Raw genomic sequence first — 18,703 nt, 5'->3', positions numbered from 1 at the left:
TAGGATATTCCATGAGCACACTTCTTTGCCGCTTTCTGCTGGCCATCGGCATCGGTTTCATGGCTCTTCCCGCCCAGGCCGACCAGGCACCCTACCCCAAGGACGAGGCGGCCCTCACCAAGGAATATGAGGCGCTGCCATGGCAGGATACGGCGCAGGATTATGCGCTGCCCGGCTCCAACAGCCATATCCGCCTGCCCCAGGGCTTCAACGTCCTGCTCGGCGCCGACGCACAGCGCCTTATCTTTCTTGATAACGGCATCGAGTTTCCGGCAACGGAAGCCGTCCTCTATGACGAGGCCAGTCACGGCCAGATCGATTTCGAATATTTCGCTGATGGCTATGTCGCCGATGGCGATTGGTCGGATATCGATCCGGCAGATTTTCTGAAACAGATGAAAGAAGGCCAGCATGCCTCCAACGCCGACCGCGCCGCCAACGGCCAGGAAGCGTTCGAGGTCATCGGCTGGATCGAAGAGCCAAGCTATAATCCCATTACCCATGTCGCGCGGTACGTGGTGGAAATGGGCAACGAGCAGCATCATTGGGTCAATGCGGTCGCGGTGAAGCTAGGCCGCGGCGGCCATCATGAAGTCACCTGGGTCGGCGACCTCGATCTGTTCAAGGCCAGCGGGCCGGCAACCCTGGGCCTGGCGCTCGACAGCCACAGCTATGACGAGGGCCACCGTTACGCCGACTATCAGGCCGGCGACCACACAGCCGCCTATGGCATTGCCGGGCTGGTTGCGGCGGTAGCCGGTGTCAAGCTCAGCAAAGGGCTATTTGCCGCAGCGATTGCCTTCCTCGCCGTGGCGGGCAAGAAACTCGCCATTCTCATCATCCCGGCACTTATTGGCATCCGCGTGGCGGTGAAGAGGTTCTTTCGGCGGTCGTGAGGAGCGGTGAAGGGCGGTGTTAGAGGCCCTTGGCCATGATATCGGCCACAGCGGCCTCAAGCGGGCCTTCTTCCTGCCCGAGGCCAGCGACGACACCTTGCCGGTCATCCAGCGACCGGTTCTGGCTCATCTTCCATTTGCCCTCGATCCGGGCGATGGGCAGCTTGAAGCCGACGATACCGTTGAGGTGAGCCTGGATGTAGTCCGGCGGCGCGTCGGAGACCGCCCAGGGTTCGGCACGCTTGCCCTCATGCTTCTCCGTGAGCTTGGTTACCAGCGCCAGCAATCGGTCCTTGCCGTCAAAGAAATCGAGATCGCCATAGGCATGGACGGTGACGTAGTTCCAGGTCGGCACGACCTTGCCGTTCCTGGCCTTCTCGGCATACCAGGAGGGCGAGACATAGGCGTCCGGCCCCATGAAGATCGCCAGGGCCTGGATGGATTTGTCGACCAGCTTCCATTGCGGATTGCCGCGCGCGAGATGGCCGTAGAGGGTGCCGTTCGGCCCCTCTTCCGGCTCCAGCAGAACGGGAATGTGACTGGCTTCGAGCCCATTCCTGCCCAAGGTCACCAGATTGCAGAGCCGTGTCTGCCCGATCGCCTCATGGAGAACCGGCAGGCGCTCTTCGCGGAAATGGGCGGGGGTATACATCGGCCCGCCTCAGGCCTCGCCGTAGCCGCCGATGCCCTTCACTTCGAGGAAGTCGTGAATACCGAAATCGGCATATTCACGACCGTTCCCCGATTGCTTATAGCCACCGAAGGGCATGTAGGCATCCCAGGTCGAATAATTGATCTTCACCTGGCCGGCACGCAGCTGGCGCGCGACATCGCGGGCGTGATCAAGATTCTTCGACTGCACATAGGCAGCCAGGCCATAGACCGTGTCATTGGCGATCTCGATTGCCTGCTCTTCGCTGTCATAGGGCATAATGGCGATCACGGGACCGAAGATTTCCTCGCGGGCGATGGTCATGTCGTTGCGCACATTGCCGAACACGGTCGGGCGCACATAGTAGCCGCGGTTGAGGCCTTCCGGTCGGCCCGTGCCGCCGGTGACCAGCGTCGCTCCTTCCTTGATGCCGGTTTCGATGAGGCCCTGGATCTTGTTGTACTGGATCTCGCTTACCACCGGGCCAAGGACCGTGTCGGCCGCCTTCGGATCGCCGACCTTGTGGGTCTCGGCGGCTTTCTTGGCGACCTTCAGCGCTTCGTCGTGACGGTCTGCCGGCACCAGCATACGCGTCGGCGCGTTGCAGGACTGGCCGCTATTGCCAAAGCAATTCTGGACGCCCTTATAGACGGCCGCTTCAAGATCGGCGTCGGGCAGGATGATGTTGGGCGACTTGCCGCCTAGTTCCTGCGACACACGCTTCACGGTCTCAGCCGCCGTCTTAGCGACGATGATGCCGGCGCGGGTCGAGCCGGTGAAGGATACCATGTCGACATCCTTGTGGGCGGCCATCACCTGGCCCACCGACGGACCATCGCCGTTGATGAGATTGAAGACGCCGGCCGGGACACCAGCGGCATGCATCACTTCGGCGAAGATGATACCGCTGATGGGCGCCACTTCGCTGGGCTTCAGCACCATGGTACAGCCGGCAGCGATGGCCGGCGCCACCTTGCAGACGATCTGGTTCAACGGCCAGTTCCAGGGTGTGATCAGGCCGACGACGCCGATCCCTTCCTTGACGATGCGGGTCGGTCCGCGCTGTTCCTCGAACTCGAAGGTCTCCAGGGATTTGATGGTGGCTTCGAGATGCGCGCGGCCGATCCAGGCTTGCGAATCCGTGGCCAGCGACATCGGCGCGCCCATTTCATCCGAGACCGCCTTGGCAATGTCGTCGAAGCGCTTGTTGTATTCAGTGAGGATGCGCTGCAGCAATGCCAGGCGCTCGGCCTTGCCGGTGCGGGAGAATTTCGGGAAAGCAGCCTTTGCGGCAGCCACGGCCTTGTTGACGTCGGCGGCGGCGCCCATGGAAATCTTGGTAAAGGCTTCTTCGGTTGCCGGATTGATGACATCGAGTGTCGCTGGCGTTACCGGATCAACCCAGCTGCCGTTAATGTAGAATTTCAGTTCATTGGACATGACAGCACTTTCCTCACCAAGTCTCAGGATGGGGCTGAAATACAGCATTCCGGCCGGTCGCCAAAATGCCCAATTATCATGGCGGGCATGTGACGATTGAGAGCACCGGGGTCCGCACCGCGAACCCCGGCAGAGTCTTACTCCACGCCGTTGCCGACGATGCCCTTCACTTCCAGGAAGTCGTGGATCGCCCAATCGGCATATTCGCGGCCGTTGCCGGATTGTTTATAACCGCCAAACGGGGCGTGAGTGTCCCAGTCCGGATAGTTGAGGTTGACCTGGCCGGCCCGCAATTGACGAGCGACCTTGCGGGCATGGTTGATGTCCTTCGACTGGACGTAAGCTGCGAGGCCATAGACCGTGTCGTTGGCAATATCGATCGCCTGCTCTTCGCTGTCATAGGGCATGATGGCGAGGACCGGGCCGAAGACCTCTTCGCGGGCGATGGTCATGTCGCGGGTAACATTGCCGAAGACAGTCGGGCGCACATAGTAGCCACGATTGAGGCCCTCGGGACGACCTGTGCCGCCAGACACCAGCGTCGCGCCTTCCTTGATGCCTATTTCAATGAGCCCCTGCACCTTGTTGAACTGGATCTCGCTGACCACGGGGCCCAAGACGGTGTCATCGGCCTTCGGGTCGCCGACCTTGTGGGCTTCAGCGGCCTTCTTGGCAATGACAAGAGCGTCGTCGTGCTGGGCGCGCGGGACGAGCATGCGGGTCGGCGCATCGCAGGACTGGCCGGTATTGCCGAAACAGCCTTCGACGCCCTTCTTCACCGACAGTTCGAAATCGGCATCGGGCAGGATGATGTTCGGCGACTTGCCACCCAGTTCCTGCGCAACACGCTTCACCGTGTCGGCTGCTGTCTTTGCCACGATGATGCCAGCGCGGGTCGAGCCGGTGAATGACACCATGTCAACGTCCTTGTGCCCTGCCATCACCTGGCCGACCGACGGACCGTCGCCGTTGATCATGTTGTAGACACCAGCCGGCACGCCGGCGGTATGCATGATTTCCGTGAACACGATGCCGCTGATCGGCGCAATTTCACTCGGCTTCAGCACCATGGTGCAGCCGGCGGCGATGGCCGGCGCCACTTTGCAGACGATCTGATTGAGCGGCCAGTTCCAGGGCGTGATGAGTGCTACGACACCGATCGCTTCCTTGACGATGCGAGTGGTGCCACGCTGGCTCTCGAATTCATATTTTTCCAAGGAAGCGATGGTCGCTTCGAGATGGACACGGCCAGCCCAGGTCTGGGCATCTCGGGCCCAACTCATGGGTGCTCCCATTTCATCGGAGACGGCCTTGGCGATGTCCTCGGCGCGCTCGTTATAGACGTCGAGGATGCGCTTCAGGAGCTTCAGCCGTTCGGCTTTGCTGGTCTGGGAGAATTTCGGAAAGGCTGCCTTGGCGGCGGCGACTGCCTTGTCGACATCCGCAGCCGTGCCGACAGAGATCTTGGTGTACGCCTCTTCGGTGGCGGGATTGATGACATCCAGTGTAGCCGGCTTCACCGGATCGACCCACGCGCCATTGATGTAGAACTTCTGATGATTGGACATTTTATGATTCCTTCGAATGGTGATGTGCGTAGAGGATTTGGCGCCTGGCTAGGGACAAGATTAGCAGAGAGTCCGCCTGCCCTTCATGCGGCACTTTGGCCCGGCTGCTCAGTGAATCGTGGTCTGGTGATTTTCGTTATATCCTTATAAATATATCGCCTGCTCGCGGTTGGATGCAAGAACCCAATGTTGCTGCGGCCATATTGCAAAAACCGAGAATGGTGTGATTAATTCTCCGGTATGACGAATAGCCTTCTGGCACTCAAGAATCTCGGCCCAGCCAGCGTACGGCAGCTGCGAGACGTTGGGATCGAGGATGCAGCGGCCCTACGTGAATTGGGGGCTGTTGCAGCCTATCGCCGTCTGAAGCACGTATTTCCCCGCCACATTTCCCTGACGATGCTTTATGCGCTGGCGGGTGCAATCCACGATTGCCATTGGAACAAGTTGCCGCCAGATCTCAAAGCTGCACTGAAGGCAGAAGCAGCCGCCTGATCAGAGCCGATCCCTGAGCGCGTACCACAACATCGCGGCGACCAGCAGCGGATGCCGTAACAGGGTACCGCCGGGGAAGGTCTGGTGACGTATGGCGGAGAAGACATCGAAACGTTCGGCGCTGCCGGCCAAAGCTTCTGCAATGAGCCTGCCGGCAAGACCCGTGGTGGCAACGCCCTGCCCCGAATAGCCATGAGCGAAGAAGATGTTTCCCATGCGCCCGAAATGCGGCAGCCGTGATGCCGTGATGGCCAGCATGCCACCCCAGCCGTAATCGATGCGCTTCTCCGCAAATTGCGGATAGACGCGGGCGAGGTAAGGCTGCACGAAGGCGCCGATATCGGCGGGCGGTTGCGTGTTGTAGCGTTCGCCACCGCCGAACAGGATGCGCTTGTCGGCAGAAAGGCGCCAATAGCTGACCACGAATTTGGTGTCGCAGATGCAGACATCGTGGGTGATGGCCTCTCGCGCTTCATTGTCCGAGAGCGGCTCGGTGCCGACAATGAAGTTGGCGATCGGCATGATCTTGCCGGCGATGCGCGGCTCCAGATCGCCCAGATAGGCGTTGCAGCCCAGGACGACATATTTGGCCAACACCTCGCCACCGGTCGTGACGATTCGGTTGATGTCACCCTTCTCAATTTTCGTGACGTGGCTTTGTTCATGGAGCGTGGCACCTGCAGCGATTGCAGCCAAAGCCAGCCCTTGCGCGTAGTTCAAGGGATGGAGATGGCCACCGCCACTGTCGCGCACGCCGGCATGAAAGATATCGGAACCGAGCTCGGCACGAGTCTGCTGCTTGTCGAGGAAGCGCGCACCCTTATAGCCATAGACATTCTCGAGGCAGGCAACCTCCTCTTCCATCCAGGTCTGGTCGCGTGCCTTGCTGGCGACATGGAGCGTGCCGGGCTTGAGATCGCAGGCGATCTTGTGCCGGGCAACACGGTCGACAATCAGCTGCCGCGCTTCTTCGCTCATGTCGAAGAGCATCTTTGCGCGCGCTTCGCCGAACGCGGCCAACAATTCTTCCGGCCCCTTGCGCAGGCCCAGATTGATCTGCCCGCCATTGCGGCCCGAGGCGCCCCAACCGATGCGCGCTTGTTCCAACAGCACGACCTTGTAGCCGCGTTCCGCAAGATGAAGGGCTGCCGAGAGGCCGGTGAAACCGCCGCCGATGACGCAGACGTCCGCGGTGACGGTGCCTGCCAGCGGGGCCAAGCGCGCAAACGGATTGGCGCTGGCGGCGTAATAGGATTTCTGCGGATGTTCCAACGGACCCATGATTTCCTCGAGACGGGGAGATGCGGTCCTATGTAGCGTCTTTGAGCCCGTCGAGCATGCGCAAAATGCGGTGCAGCGCACAATCGCCGATACCCATTTCATCGAGATGCAGCACGGTATTGCGCAGATAATCGATATTGGGACCGGCAATGCCAACCGCGTCACGGATCTTCGACACCACCTCTTCCGCCGACAATTTGCCGGCATACTGCGCGTGTTTCCGGTCGGCGACAAAAGATAGCGCTGTCACATCTCGACCATCGCTTAGGCGAACCTTGAGCAAGCGCGGAATATAGACACCCGTCACCATTTCGCGGCGATGCAGATAATCGGCGGCCTTCTCGGCGTCCATCGGCGCCACGCGATAGAGACGGCCCAGACATTGGCCACCGCGATCGAGCCCCAGGACGAGGCCGGGGCGTTCTTCGGAACCGCGATAATGGGTCGAGGTGATGCAGAAAGCACGGTGATAGCCGTAGAGGGTGGCCGGCTGGATATCGACGAAGGGGAAGTCCGGACGCCACATCAGCGAGCCATAGGCAAAGACATGGAGGTCTTCACCGGGATTGGGCCGGTAGCGGCGCCGCTCGATCATCTCGGCTTCGCTCATTTGCGGTTCACCAGGAACACGCCCAGCGCCACGACACCCATGCCACAAAAGGCCAGCGCATCCAGCCGCTCGTCGAACATGAAATAGCCACCAAGGGCCGCCACCGGCGGCGTCAAGTAAAAGAGGCTGGCGACCTTTGAAGCAGCACCGCGCTGGATCATCCAGGTGAGGAGTGCTATCGAAATACCCGACAGCACGATGACAATCCAGCCCATGGCGAAGATGAATTGCGGCTGCCAGTTGATGTCACCGACACCGAGATAAAGCATGACCGGCAATAGCACGATGCAGGCCGCGGCATATTGGATGGCCGCTCCTGCCTTGAGGTCGGCATTCGGGCTGAAGCGTTTCTGGTAGAGTGTTGCCGCCGTGATGCCGGCCAATTGCACGAAGGCGAAGAACAAGGCCCAGAAATGCCCGGCATCGAAGACCAGCTTGTGCCAGATCACCATGGTGAGGCCGAGGAAGCCCAACATGGCGCCCAGCCATTGCAAGGGGCGCAACCGTTCGCCCAGCAACGGGCCGGCGAGCGCTGCCGTCACGATCGGCTGCAGGCCGGCGATGAGCGCCACCATGCCGCTGGGGAGACCCGCGTAAATGGCCGCGTAACAGCCACCGAGATAGACCGCCTGCAGCAGGATGCCAGTGATGGCGATATGGCGGATTTCGGTGAAGGTCTTGGGCCAGCGCGCACCGAAGATAAGCCCGATCGCCGCCATCATCGCACTGGCGATGGTAAAGCGGATGGTGAGGATGGTGAAGGGAGCAGCATAGGGAATGGCGTATTTTGCCACCATGAAGCCCGTGGCCCATAGCAGGACGAACACCACGGGCACACTGCGCAACAGATTGTTATCGGCGGGTGCGGTGGGCTTGTGCGTCACGGGCCGGCTTGTCAAAGGGCTAGGCCCGTCAGCCATTTTCCCCGCCCAGCAGGAAAGTCAGCACGCGCTCGGCAAACACATGCGGGAACTCGACATTGCACAGATGATAACCGCCCGGCAGCACGAAAGATTGCGCACCTGGAATGGCTGCCGCGATCTGGGCACCCATCGCCGGCGGAGCACCGGGATCTTTTTCACCGGCGATAACGAGAGTCGGCACCTTGATGGTGCCGAGCTTTTCCGCTGTGAGGTTCATCACCTTGATCGCCTCGCCGCAGCCGGCATAACCATCGGCCGGTGTCGCTGCAATGAGGTTGCGAATCCATTGCGACGTATAGGGAGCCGCCTTCTGGAAATCGGCCGACAGCCAGCGCGCCATGGTGCCGTCGATCTGGCTGGCCGCACCCTGTGCCTTCACGGTCACATTGCGTTCGTCCCAGGCCTTGGCACCTGCGGCATCGACCGATCCCATCAACGTGCTGGAGAGGACGAGCTTGCCCAACCGGGCGCCATGGCGGGCGCCCAGCACCTGGCCGATCATGCCGCCGATGGAAAGGCCGAGATAATTGAATCGATTCAACCCCAGGTGATCGGCGACACCGACCACGTCATCGGCCAGCTGATCGAGGGTATAGGCACCGGATGGTGCAGCACTCGCCCCATGGCCGCGCATGTCGAATGCGACGACGCGGAAGTGGCGCGCGAAGATCGGCAGCTGCAGGCCCCACATCTCATGGCTGGTTGCCAGCGAATGATTGAGGATGAGGGCCGGCTTGTCGTCTTGTCCGGATACCGCGATGAAAAGCTCGGTTCCGTTGATCTTCGCGCGCATGGTTTTCCGTCATTCCTGCCATCTCATTCGTCATCCCCGGGCTTGACCCGGGGATCCGGTGCGACTGGATCGGCTGCCCGCCAGTTGCAAACTGATGCCCGGGTCAAGCCCGGGCATGACGAATAAAAACGCCGTCAGTCGGCCTTCTGGCCGGCCTTGGTCAGTTGTTCGAGCTGACGCTGCAACGCCTGCATCTGGGATTTGAGATCGTTGAGGTCTTCGCCGCGTGGTGCCGGAGCAGCATCGGCCTTGGGTTCGCCAGCGCCTGGCATGCCCGGCATGCCGGGACCGGTCGAGCCCACCTTGAACGGGTTCCACAAGCTCATGGCCTGCTGGAAGAAGGCCATGTTCTGCTTCGACATCTCTTCCAGCCGGTCGATCGGCAGGACGTTGGCGAAGTTTTCCTTCATGTAGGCGCGGATCTGATCCTGGTTGGCGCCGAAGCTCTCCATGCTCTTCTCAAGATAGCCCGGCACCAGGAACTGCAGATTGTCGCCATAAAGGCTGATCAGCTGCCGCAGGAAATTGATGGGCAGCATGTTCTGCCCCTTCGATTCCTCTTCGACGATGATCTGGGTCAGCACCGAGCGGGTGATGTCTTCACCCGACTTCGCGTCCTCGACCGTGAAGTCGAGACCTTCCCGCACCATTTGCGCGAGATAGTCGAGCGTCACGTAAGAACTGGTCGCCGTATTGTAGAGACGGCGGTTGGCGTATTTCTTGATGCGGACCGGGTTCGACTTGTCGCCTGATTTTGCTTGGTCGCCCTTATTTTGGTCACCTGGCACAGCCATTCTTCACTCCCCTGCGTACAGACTTTTTAGCGCCATTTTTTTGCGCGATGCAGCAACGTTAACGAAACAGGTTGGCGCCTGTGTGCAGCATAGCACTAGATTGGGGTCGTATGGCAATGCGGTCGCTGCAATGCAAACGTCCGAAAACCTGGCTTGTCATCCTGACTTATCATCCTGGTGTTAGCAGCCGCGGCATAGGCTGGGTTCCCAGCGGCCCGCCCAGCGGCTATAGTCCCTAAATGACTGAAACACCGGGAAAGCAAGCTGGGGCGGATGCCCCGGAACTCGAGGAACTGGCGCGGCGCCTGCTGGATTTGTGGCAGGACCAGCTGACGGCAGTGGCCGCCAACCCGGACATCGCCACCCAGGCGGCCCGGCTGATGGCCGCCATGCCGCTGCCCGGCATGTGGCTGAGCCAGCTGGGGCAAATGGGCAGCCCGATTCCCGGCCAGGAAATGGACATGACCAAGATCTGGGCCAAGATGGCCCAGGATTGGATGGCGCAGGATTGGTTCAAGGGAGGCCACCCCAATGCCGGAAACGGAAAGCCAGCCGCCGCGGCAGAATCGGCCAGCGCGGAGGCTGGGGCCAAGACCGCTGCCGCAGCATCTGGGCCTGGCGGCCGCGACCTGGACGAACTCAGCCGCCGCCTTGCCGGCATTGAGCAGCGCCTTGGCGAACTCGCACAGCAGCAATCCGGCGCAAGACCCAAACCAGCGGCTAAGCCCAAAACTGCAAGAAAGCCTCGCGCAGCTAGGGCCCCAGATCCAAAAGACGGATCCGGCGGCGCTGATGGCGGCCCTGCAGATTGAGGGACGCCGCCGCTTCGGCCAATTGCTGACCGGCATCGAGGCCTATCGCAAGCATCCAGCCCACCGCGACATGGAACCTGCCCCCATTCTGTGGGACCAGGGTACCACCAAGCTGCGCGACTACCGCACGCAGCGGGACGAAAAAGCCAGGCGGCCGCGGGTGCTGGTCATCCCCTCCCTGGTCAATCGCTATTACGTGCTCGATCTGGAAGCGCGCGCGAGTTTCCTGCGCTGGCTGGATGGCAATGGCTACGACCCGTTCGTGGTGGATTGGGACGCGCCGGGCTATCTCGAACGCAGCTTCAACCTCACCGATTATATTGCCGGGCGATTGGAAGCTGCCCTGCAAGCGGTGCGTCGCGAGCCGGGCGGACCGATCTTCCTGGTCGGCTATTGCATGGGTGGCAATCTGGCGCTGGGCCTGGCGCTCCGCAAGCAGGCGGAAATCGCCGGCCTCATCTGCCTTGCGACACCGTGGGATTTCCATGCCGAGAATATCGGCCATGCGCAGATGATGGGACAGATCGGCAGGCAGCTGGAGCCGGTGCTGCAGGCGCTGGGCGAATTGCCCGTCGATATGCTGCAGGCCTTCTTCTCCGGCCTCGATCCCTTTCAGGTGTTGAAGAAATTCCAGTATTTCGGGACACTCGACCAGCAGAGCGACAGTGCCAGGCGGTTCGTGGCGCTGGAGGATTGGCTCAATGACGGGATCAGCCTGTCCGCTCCCGTGGCGCGCGAATGCTTTACCGGCTGGTATGGCGAGAACAGTCCGACCAATCTGCGCTGGAAGATCGATAATGTCGTGGTCGATCCCGGCAACCTGACGCGGCCGGTGCTGAATGTCATTCCCAGCGCCGACCGGATCGTGCCGCCGGAAAGTTCCCGCGCCCTCACCCGCCAGTTCAAGAAGGCGGATGAGCTGGTGCCCAGTGCCGGGCATATCGGCATGATGGTGGGGCGATCGGCAGCACCTGAAGTGTGGCAGCCATTATCGGCCTGGATGCAACGCCATCTTCAGGCATGAAAACGCCCGCGCATCGCCCAAGGTTTCATTCGGGGGGCTGACGATGCGCGGGCGACTTTCAAAGAGTTGGAAGATTAGCGCTTCTGGTCCGGCTTGATCCCGGTGCCATGGCTCTGGCCTGGCATCTGGCCTGGCTTCACGACCTTGCCGTCGCCATCCGTATCCTTACCGACCATGTTGCGGTCCTTGTCCGGATTGCCCTGCGACTGCTGGCGCTGGGCGTCCTGGTTCTGGCCGGGCTGACGCTGCGGGTTGTTCTGCTGACCCTGTTGCGGCTGCCGGTCACGCTCATTGGGGCTTTGGCTCTGTTGCTTCTGAGCTTCGCGGGGCGTTTCGGGTTTCTGGGGGTTCTGGGGGTTCTGGGGGTTCGCCATGAGAACTTCCTTTCAATCAGGCAGCAGGGGACGCTGCATAGGGTGAACAGCGATGCCACGGAATTGTTTCTCCGATAACGCTCCTTAAAGCCGTGACATTTTGACCAAGGCTGCGCTATGCAACGGGAACCGTTTTCTCGCACCTGCAGCAAAGTGATTTTCCATGGATATGATAATGTCGCTCCAGGCAGCCCTTCTCGGGCTGGTGGAAGGATTGACCGAGTTCCTCCCCGTATCCTCAACCGGCCATCTCATCCTGGTGAGCGATCTTCTTGGCTTTACCGGACCGCGTGCCGCGCTGTTTGAGATCGTCATCCAGCTGGGCGCCATCCTCGCCGTATGCTGGGTCTACCGGGCGAAACTACTGGCGACTGCTTTGCATTTGCACGACCAGGCGGGTGCACGGCATTTCACCGGCGTGGTCCTGGTGGCGTTCCTGCCCTCGATGGTGGTCGGGTTCTTTGCCTACAAGACCATCAAGGAAGTTCTGTTCTCGCCCCTCGTCGTCTCGGTGATGCTGATCGTGGGTGGCATTGCCATGCTGCTCATTGAGAAGTTCCGGCCGGAACCGCGCGTTCATACGACCGACGAGATCTCGTTGAAACGGGCGCTGGCCATCGGTTGTTTCCAATGCCTTTCGATGATTCCCGGGGTGAGCCGTGCGGCCGCCACCATCATGGGCGGCATGCTGGTGGGGATCGACCGCCGGACAGCGACGGAATTCTCCTTCTTCCTCGCCGTCCCCACCATGATCGCCGCCACGGCCTATGACCTCTTCAAGAACCGCCATGATCTGACCGCCGACGGCATGTCGCTCATCGCCATCGGTTTCGTCTGCGCCTTCGTGACGGCGCTCATCGTCGTGCGCACCCTCATCGGCTTTGTCGGGCGGCATGGCTTTGCCCCGTTCGCGATCTACCGGATCATCCTGGGTGCGTTCATGCTGTGGCTGCTGCTGGCATAGGCCCGGTTTTATGTCGTTGGGCTTCACTTTACCGGCCATACAGGCTACCTTGCGCGCTGATGGGGGGCGAGCCGGCAATCTTTCCGGGCATCCATCTGGGGCACGTCAGCACATATCGGTCGGGATGGATTCGAGAAAACCATGATTTCGGAATGGCGCCGCTTGGTCTTCACCATGGATGAACTGGCGACGGCCATTCTGCAGTACCTCGTCCAGACGAATAAGATCAGCGAGAAAGAGAGCCTGGGAAAACTCGCCATCGTCGAGGATGAGGGCCTTGAAGTTGCCTGCACCATCAAAGGCGGCGACAGCCCGAACGGCCGGACGATCCAGCTTAAGAGTGAAATCCTAGGGGCACTCCTCCTCACCCATTGTATTCGCGCCAAGATACCGGTCGCCAAGCGCGCCAAGAAATCCATCATCAAGCATGAGGACAAGCTCGCCCTTGTCCTCTCGATCGAGTAGCGGCGATGGCCAACGGCGTCCTCGACGTCGACGAACTGTGGGGGGCGCTCGCAGCGCACCGCCTGTGGCTCGCCAATGAAAAAGGCGGCCGGCGGGTCGATCTCAGCAAGTTCAACCTTGAGGGTGCGAGCCTGCGGGGCATCAACCTCTCCAAGGCCAAGATGGTGGGGGCCCGCCTCGTCAATTGCGACCTCACCGGCGCGCAGCTGGAAGGTGCCGATCTCTTCGGTGCCGATCTTTCCGGCAGCAATCTCACCGGCGCCAAATGCGACGATGCCAATTTCCGCGGCGCGCAGCTGAAGGGTGCCAATTTCACCAAGGCGCATCTCTCAGGCGCCGATCTCCGCAGCGGCTCGCTGCTGGTCGATGGTGGCGCCACCTCGCTGCGCGACAAATCGGATATGAACCAGCTGACCTTGAGTGGTGCCAATCTTGAACGCGCCAAGATCAACGGTGCCGTCATCCGCAACGCCAATCTCTCCGGCGCCAATCTGCGCGGGGCGGAGATGATCGGTGCCGATCTCTCAGGGACCCAGTTCAAGGGCGCCGACCTCAGCGGCGCCAATCTCTCCAACAGCGACCTGACGGGCGCCAGGCTCGATCATGCCAAGATCGCCGGCGCCAAGCTCGATCATGTGACGCTGAAAGACGCCAATCTCTTCGGCGTCAATCTCGAGAGCGCGCTCGCGGGCTATGTCGACACCTCGCATTGCCTGCTGGTCGACGATTCCCCCGATGCCATCGTGCGGCTGAAGGCGCTCATCGCCTCGCATGCCGAATGGGTGGAAACCGGCGGCGAAAAGGGCCAGCGCGCCAATTTCAGCGGCGCCGATCTGTCAGGCCTCGATCTTGCAGGCAGCAAGCTCACGGGTGCCACCTTTACCGACGCCAAGCTGCGCGGCACCAACCTGCGCGGGGCGAAGAGCAATCTCGCCAATTTCATCCGCACCGACCTCACCCGCGCCGATTTCAGCGCGGCGGAACTGCGCGGCACGAAATTCACCGAGAGCATTCTCGAGGAAGCGCTGTTCCAGGGTGCCGATCTCAGCCCCGAGATCATTCACCGCAAGGGCGCCGACAATGCCGTCTATCCGACCGTCATCACCGATTGCCGCTTGAAGAAAGCTGACTTCACCGAGGTCCGGGCCGAGGGCATCATCGTCAACAAATGCAATCTGGCCGGTGTCATCGCCGACAAGGCCTTCCTTGACCAGGCAAGCGGCAAGGATAAAGAGGCAGTTGATAAAGCTGCCGGCGATAAAGCTCCGGATGACAAGGAAGCGGTCGCCCAAAAGGGCAAATGATACCGTATCATTGACCGCCCTCCCCTTGCCCAATACCCCAATTCCCATGATGCGCGCAGGGTAGAACCGCCTGCGCGGGCGCGCTAAGGTCGGCCCCAATATATCGCACCGACCCGCATCATATATGGGAGCCATCTCGATGGAATATCGTCAGCTTGGCCGTTCCGGCCTCCAGGTGCCCGTCCTTTCCTTCGGTACCGGGACCTTTGGCGGCGGCAATGAATTCTTCGACAAATGGGGCGCCGTCAATGAGCAGGCAGCGCGCCGCCAGATCGACATGTGCCTGGATGCTGGGCTCAATTTCTTCGACACCGCCGACGTCTATTCCGCGGGTGTCGCAGAGACCATTCTGGGGGCGGGCTTGAAGGGCAAGCGCCATCAGGCGCTCATCTCCACCAAGGCTACCTTCGGCATGGGAGACGGGCCCAACGACAAGGGTTCTTCGCGCTATCATTTGATCGAGGCGGCGGAAGCGAGCTTGAAGCGCCTCGGCACCGATCACATCGACGTCTATTTCATGCACGGCTTCGATGCGTTGACACCTGTTGAGGAAACGCTCTCCGCGTTAGACAACCTCATCACGTCGGGCAAGGTACGCTATATCGGCTGCTCCAATTTCAGCGGCTGGCATGTGATGAAGTCGCTGGCGACGTCAGAGAAGTACGGCCTCAATCGCTACGTCGTCTATCAGGGCTATTATTCGCTGATCGGCCGCGACTATGAGGAAGAGATCATGCCGCTCTGCCTCGACCAGGGTGTCGGCACCATGGTGTGGAGCCCGCTGGGCTGGGGCCGCCTCACCGGCAAGATCCGCCGCGGCGCCCAGGACCAGTCCGGCCGCATCAAATCCGGCGGCGCCGAAGGCGGCCCGCCGGTCGATGACGAGTTTCTCTATGACGTCGTGGATGTGCTGGATGCGGTCGCCAAGGAGACGGGCAAGTCCGTGCCGCAGGTGGCACTCAACTGGCTCCTGCAACGCCCGACCGTGTGCAACCTGGTGATGGGGGCGCGCACAGAAGAACAGCTGAAGCAGAACCTCGGTGCGATTGGATGGAAACTGTCGCCTGAGCAGGTGGCGAAGCTCGATGCCGTGACCGAGAAGACGCCGACCTATCCCTATTGGCACCAGCGGGACTTCGTCAGTCGCAATCCGCGGCCGGTGGGGAGGTAGCTGTACGTCACTTCGGTAGTACATTACCTAATTGGGCTACACTCTATCATTCGATGTAATAGAAAAGCGTCTCTGTCATGTCAGGGCTTTCTTGAAATAAGCAAAGATTCCTTTGCGTTCTTCAAATCCCTGGGACCATGGTGCAGGGAACGGCCGCTTTTGGTAAACTTTATCAAGCGCTTCAAGCTGCTTATAGAGTTCTCTGCGATTGAACTCTGAGTAATTGAATCGTGACCGAACTGCTGCCTGCTCAAACTGCTGCCTCCAAGATGGCAACCCAATAATTTGTTCAAGACAGAAGTTGTATAGCGCCCACGCAATCGCAAAAAAATCGCCGTCTTCAAACTCTTCCGTTTCGATTGCCTTACGAATGGTCTCGAAACTTCTTTCCGCTACCATTGATTTCATTGATTTTGTGGCAACCAGCTTCGGTCCGATTGTATGCATTTCTTTGCCAAGAGCACGAAATAGCAATAGCCCGCAGAATTCCGGAAACAGATACTTCGCGCCGGCTAACACGAGACCTTTAGTATAGACGCTGTCCTCTGAGAGCTTTGCATCTTGGTCTTCTTTTTTTAGCTTATCTGCCTTTAGTCGCTTAATAGCGTCATCACGGTTCTGCCTTCGGGATGGCGTTAAATGATTTGCGGCCTCATGCGCTAGCACCGCGACCAGCAACATGTAGTGCGACGGAGCTTGATCGGATGCGTCTTCCCGCACAGACGCATCCAGAAATTTGAAATCGTAATCATATCCGTGCTTAGCAATACGCTTTCTAAAGACTAGATCATAATAGCGATCGTCAACAAATATTTCTCGCTTGTTATGGATCGCCTGATCAGAGAACCCGACAAACGATATCCAAGCTTGGCTCAAGTCTAAGTTATCAATATTTCTTGATACCGAAGAATTGGCCGAACGAAATGACGACGCTTTATGCCCTCTCAATGATCCCCAAAGTGAATGGTCGCTCCTGTAGGCCTGCCATGCGCCTTCTTTACGTTCAAAAAACCAGCCAATGTCCGCGAACAGTTTTTCGTAATTCAGCTGTTCTGGGTCATTTGAACGAAGGTTGCGCGGTTGCATTGGGTTTTGATTATTGGTGGATTTAACCAACTCTCGATAGTCTGCTACTGCATCCCGAAAATGCAACCTCACCAACACATCACAAGTCTTATCAAAATGAGCTCGCTCTTCGGCAGTTAGTTCATCATATGCGTCATGCAATGATTTCACTGTCTGAAGGCCGTTAATTACTCCTGGTTGGCGAACCTTAATTTCGCTTTGCTCTTTTCTTTTTTGAAAACTCGCGCAAATTAAAGTTATCCCATTATTTAAATGCTTGAACTCTTTTCGGCCCCGGCTCGATTTTACAGATGCACGAATTGCTTCATTGACCCTAGACCTCTTCAATTCGCAACGGACATTGGRCTCGAATATCTGATATCCAAATTTGTCGAATGCCTCTATGAGGCCCTTCGCTTTGGTAAAAAATACTACCGACTTAGATGTTTCAATGGTCTCACCTGAAACGCCCAGAGAAATGTGCTCGTCTTTGGTTCCCGAGGACGTTCGCCAATCGCTATTGGACTCTCTCCATTTCTCTGCAAGCAAATCGTCTAGCGTAACGGGGTAATAGTTGAGTGCAATTACAGCGTCGCCCCAAGTCACTCTGTTCGCAGATTGGAATCTCGAAAACTCATCCTGAGCCTGACTCGTTAATGATGAGGCCATGACAACAAAATAGATGTCGACTTGATATGGCTCAGATGAAGTGTTTGCTTTTGTGTAGCGGTCTACTGCTGCCCGGAGTGCTTTTAGACCTGTCCGTACTTTTGTGTTTGCTTCTTTAGGGGGATTGTCCAAGTTCTTAAGCAGATCCGAAATCCGACGTAGATCTGACAGATAGGTTGGTCCCGCGACAAACTCGCTCGAAATTCGATCTGAGAACTCTTGGCTCTTAAACTGGAAGACACTGGCTCTATTCTCTTCGACCTCGATAAAGTCGATCCCGAAATCGCCCTTGCCATCAGTTACTTCTGTTGGATCAAAATCGTAACCCAGGACGTCCAGCGCTACGTGTATGAACGCTCGATCTTGATTGAGGTCCTGCTCCTCAGCGGTGCTCTTAATCTGTTGCTCAAAGCTCTGGAGCAGATTGTCCCTTTGATTTGCAGGAAACAGAGGCGAGCTTTCCATGTGAGGCTTATCTCCAAATCGCCATGCGTGGCCACGTTGATAGGAGACAATATATTACAGCCACTAGTTGTCTAATGGATAGCGCGCATTTGCAGTCTTGAGAGAATTGTTGTCTCCCTCTGAGAAGATGAAATACCCACTACTTCCTGCCCGATACCTAGTACATTGCCTCCAAACTCGTGAGTGGTCGGCCTTCGCCGACCATGACGGTGGGGGATGACGGGTGGGTGGAGTGGCGCTAGTTGCGCTTTGGCCAGGTGGCTGTGCTTTCGAGCCGTTCTCGTAGGGTCTCGTCTGAGCCTTCGCCGTAATCGATATCCTCGATCTGCCAGCTGAAGGTGGGGGCGTGGTAGTGGCCCTTCAGTGTCAAATCGCGTTCGTTGCCGGCGATATTGAGGGTGACGAGGGCGAGGTTTTCTTGGGTGAGGGATTTCCACCAGGGGGCTTTGGTGACGGCGACCAATTCGATGGGTCGGTTGGGGAGAGCGCCCCAGCCGAAGATCTCGTGGAGGATCGGGCCTTCTTGGATGGTGGCTGCGACCTCGGGTGGCATCTGGCGGTTTTGGGCATTGTCGTAGAGGGTTTGCATCTCGGCCGTGAGGTAGTCGCGGAGGGGATGGCTGAGGGTTGGTTCGAGGTTGCTTTCAGTTTCTGGGGTGGCGTGTCCCTCTTGTCTTGCACGGACGGCGAGTTGGGTGAGGTAGAAGCGGCGGACCCAGTCGGTGAATTGGGCTGGGGGGTCTTCGGCGCGCGCCATTCTGCTGCCGGTGGCGGTGAGCGTGGCTAGGCTCATGAGCTGTGTCAGGATCTGGCGGCGGGTCATGCCTCTATAGTCGCATGCGGAGCGGGTTTGGTTCGAAGGGGTGTTGTGCTGTGCGCTGGCAGGGGCCCCTCACCCCCCGCCCTCTCCCCGCTGCGCGGGGCGAGGGAGCCGTTTG

At 59.1% G+C, this 18,703-nt stretch carries 19 protein-coding genes; 8 read left to right on the top strand and 11 right to left on the bottom strand.

The window, feature by feature from the left end; translation table 11 throughout:
- The first annotated feature begins 11 nt into the window (after positions 1 to 11).
- Positions 12 to 896, top strand: a complete 885-nt coding sequence (locus AC1DWZ_RS13100; protein WP_477169337.1) for a DUF2167 domain-containing protein — start codon at positions 12 to 14, stop codon at positions 894 to 896.
- Positions 897 to 915: 19 nt separating this feature from the next.
- Here the strand turns inward: AC1DWZ_RS13100 and AC1DWZ_RS13095 are convergent, their stop codons facing one another.
- The 3 genes from AC1DWZ_RS13095 to AC1DWZ_RS13085 all read right to left on the bottom strand — a co-directional run bounded on the left by AC1DWZ_RS13095 (position 916) and on the right by AC1DWZ_RS13085 (position 4,556).
- The gene (locus tag AC1DWZ_RS13095) at positions 916 to 1,548 is read right to left on the bottom strand and encodes an FMN-binding negative transcriptional regulator (RefSeq protein ID WP_477169336.1); all 633 of its coding nucleotides are present in this window, start codon (positions 1,546 to 1,548) and stop codon (positions 916 to 918) included.
- 9 nt (positions 1,549 to 1,557) lie between these two features.
- Positions 1,558 to 2,988 (bottom strand): aldehyde dehydrogenase family protein, encoded by a 1,431-nt coding sequence (locus AC1DWZ_RS13090; protein WP_477169335.1) that lies wholly within the window; start codon positions 2,986 to 2,988, stop codon positions 1,558 to 1,560.
- A 137-nt stretch (positions 2,989 to 3,125) separates the two neighbouring features.
- Positions 3,126 to 4,556 carry an aldehyde dehydrogenase family protein gene (locus tag AC1DWZ_RS13085; RefSeq protein WP_477169334.1) on the bottom strand — a complete coding sequence of 477 codons (1,431 nt, stop codon included), beginning with the start codon at positions 4,554 to 4,556 and terminating at the stop codon, positions 3,126 to 3,128.
- 240 nt (positions 4,557 to 4,796) lie between these two features.
- On the opposite strand from AC1DWZ_RS13085, the gene AC1DWZ_RS13080 reads away from it, so the two are divergent.
- Entirely contained in the window at positions 4,797 to 5,051 is a 255-nt protein-coding gene (locus tag AC1DWZ_RS13080) for a TfoX/Sxy family protein (RefSeq protein ID WP_477169333.1), read from the top strand.
- Here the strand turns inward: AC1DWZ_RS13080 and AC1DWZ_RS13075 are convergent, their stop codons facing one another.
- The 5 genes from AC1DWZ_RS13075 to phaR form a co-directional block, all read right to left on the bottom strand.
- Entirely contained in the window at positions 5,052 to 6,332 is a 1,281-nt protein-coding gene (locus tag AC1DWZ_RS13075) for an NAD(P)/FAD-dependent oxidoreductase (RefSeq protein WP_477169332.1), read from the bottom strand. It lies immediately after the preceding gene.
- A gap of 28 nt (positions 6,333 to 6,360) precedes the next feature.
- A complete protein-coding gene (locus AC1DWZ_RS13070) occupies positions 6,361 to 6,942 on the bottom strand; it encodes a gamma-glutamylcyclotransferase (protein WP_477169331.1) in 582 nt (193 codons plus the stop codon).
- Positions 6,939 to 7,826, bottom strand: a complete 888-nt coding sequence (locus AC1DWZ_RS13065; RefSeq protein WP_477169330.1) for a DMT family transporter — start codon at positions 7,824 to 7,826, stop codon at positions 6,939 to 6,941. The genes AC1DWZ_RS13070 and AC1DWZ_RS13065 overlap by 4 nt, the downstream gene beginning before the upstream one ends.
- Positions 7,827 to 7,854: 28 nt before the next feature.
- Complete coding sequence (locus tag AC1DWZ_RS13060; protein WP_477169329.1) at positions 7,855 to 8,658, bottom strand: alpha/beta fold hydrolase; 804 nt, start codon at positions 8,656 to 8,658, stop codon at positions 7,855 to 7,857.
- 134 nt (positions 8,659 to 8,792) lie between these two features.
- Positions 8,793 to 9,452: a polyhydroxyalkanoate synthesis repressor PhaR gene (gene phaR / locus AC1DWZ_RS13055; protein ID WP_477169328.1), complete on the bottom strand. Its 660-nt coding sequence runs from the start codon at positions 9,450 to 9,452 to the stop codon at positions 8,793 to 8,795.
- Between the two features lie 239 nt (positions 9,453 to 9,691).
- On the opposite strand from phaR, the gene AC1DWZ_RS13050 reads away from it, so the two are divergent.
- Positions 9,692 to 10,264 carry a hypothetical protein gene (locus AC1DWZ_RS13050; protein WP_477169327.1) on the top strand — a complete coding sequence of 191 codons (573 nt, stop codon included), beginning with the start codon at positions 9,692 to 9,694 and terminating at the stop codon, positions 10,262 to 10,264.
- The gene (locus AC1DWZ_RS13045) at positions 10,245 to 11,288 is read left to right on the top strand and encodes an alpha/beta fold hydrolase (RefSeq protein WP_477169326.1); all 1,044 of its coding nucleotides are present in this window, start codon (positions 10,245 to 10,247) and stop codon (positions 11,286 to 11,288) included. Before AC1DWZ_RS13050 ends, AC1DWZ_RS13045 begins: the two co-directional genes overlap by 20 nt.
- A 74-nt stretch (positions 11,289 to 11,362) precedes the next feature.
- Here AC1DWZ_RS13045 and AC1DWZ_RS13040 read toward each other — a convergent pair whose 3' ends face one another.
- The gene (locus AC1DWZ_RS13040; protein ID WP_477169325.1) at positions 11,363 to 11,662 is read right to left on the bottom strand and encodes a hypothetical protein; all 300 of its coding nucleotides are present in this window, start codon (positions 11,660 to 11,662) and stop codon (positions 11,363 to 11,365) included.
- 163 nt (positions 11,663 to 11,825) lie between these two features.
- Here AC1DWZ_RS13040 and AC1DWZ_RS13035 point away from each other — a divergent pair, with 163 nt between their 5' ends.
- The 4 genes from AC1DWZ_RS13035 to AC1DWZ_RS13020 all read left to right on the top strand — a co-directional run bounded on the left by AC1DWZ_RS13035 (position 11,826) and on the right by AC1DWZ_RS13020 (position 15,566).
- Entirely contained in the window at positions 11,826 to 12,626 is an 801-nt protein-coding gene (locus AC1DWZ_RS13035; protein WP_477169324.1) for an undecaprenyl-diphosphate phosphatase, read from the top strand.
- 141 nt (positions 12,627 to 12,767) lie between these two features.
- Positions 12,768 to 13,091 carry a hypothetical protein gene (locus tag AC1DWZ_RS13030; protein ID WP_477169323.1) on the top strand — a complete coding sequence of 108 codons (324 nt, stop codon included), beginning with the start codon at positions 12,768 to 12,770 and terminating at the stop codon, positions 13,089 to 13,091.
- 5 nt (positions 13,092 to 13,096) lie between these two features.
- Positions 13,097 to 14,395 (top strand): pentapeptide repeat-containing protein, encoded by a 1,299-nt coding sequence (locus AC1DWZ_RS13025; protein ID WP_477169322.1) that lies wholly within the window; start codon positions 13,097 to 13,099, stop codon positions 14,393 to 14,395.
- Positions 14,396 to 14,534: 139 nt separating this feature from the next.
- The gene (locus AC1DWZ_RS13020; RefSeq protein WP_477169321.1) at positions 14,535 to 15,566 is read left to right on the top strand and encodes an aldo/keto reductase; all 1,032 of its coding nucleotides are present in this window, start codon (positions 14,535 to 14,537) and stop codon (positions 15,564 to 15,566) included.
- A gap of 75 nt (positions 15,567 to 15,641) precedes the next feature.
- On the opposite strand, the gene AC1DWZ_RS13015 is transcribed toward AC1DWZ_RS13020, so the two are convergent.
- Together AC1DWZ_RS13015 and AC1DWZ_RS13010 are read right to left on the bottom strand one after the other, a co-directional pair.
- Positions 15,642 to 17,765, bottom strand: a complete 2,124-nt coding sequence (locus AC1DWZ_RS13015; RefSeq protein WP_477169320.1) for an AIPR family protein — start codon at positions 17,763 to 17,765, stop codon at positions 15,642 to 15,644.
- Between the two features lie 238 nt (positions 17,766 to 18,003).
- Complete coding sequence (locus AC1DWZ_RS13010; RefSeq protein ID WP_477169319.1) at positions 18,004 to 18,588, bottom strand: hypothetical protein; 585 nt, start codon at positions 18,586 to 18,588, stop codon at positions 18,004 to 18,006.
- Positions 18,589 to 18,703 lie beyond the last annotated feature (115 nt).

The organism is Dongia sp. P2_B8, assembly GCF_056404715.1.
The sequence above is the reverse complement of the archived record's forward strand: the minus strand, read 5'-3'. Positions and strand labels throughout refer to the sequence as shown.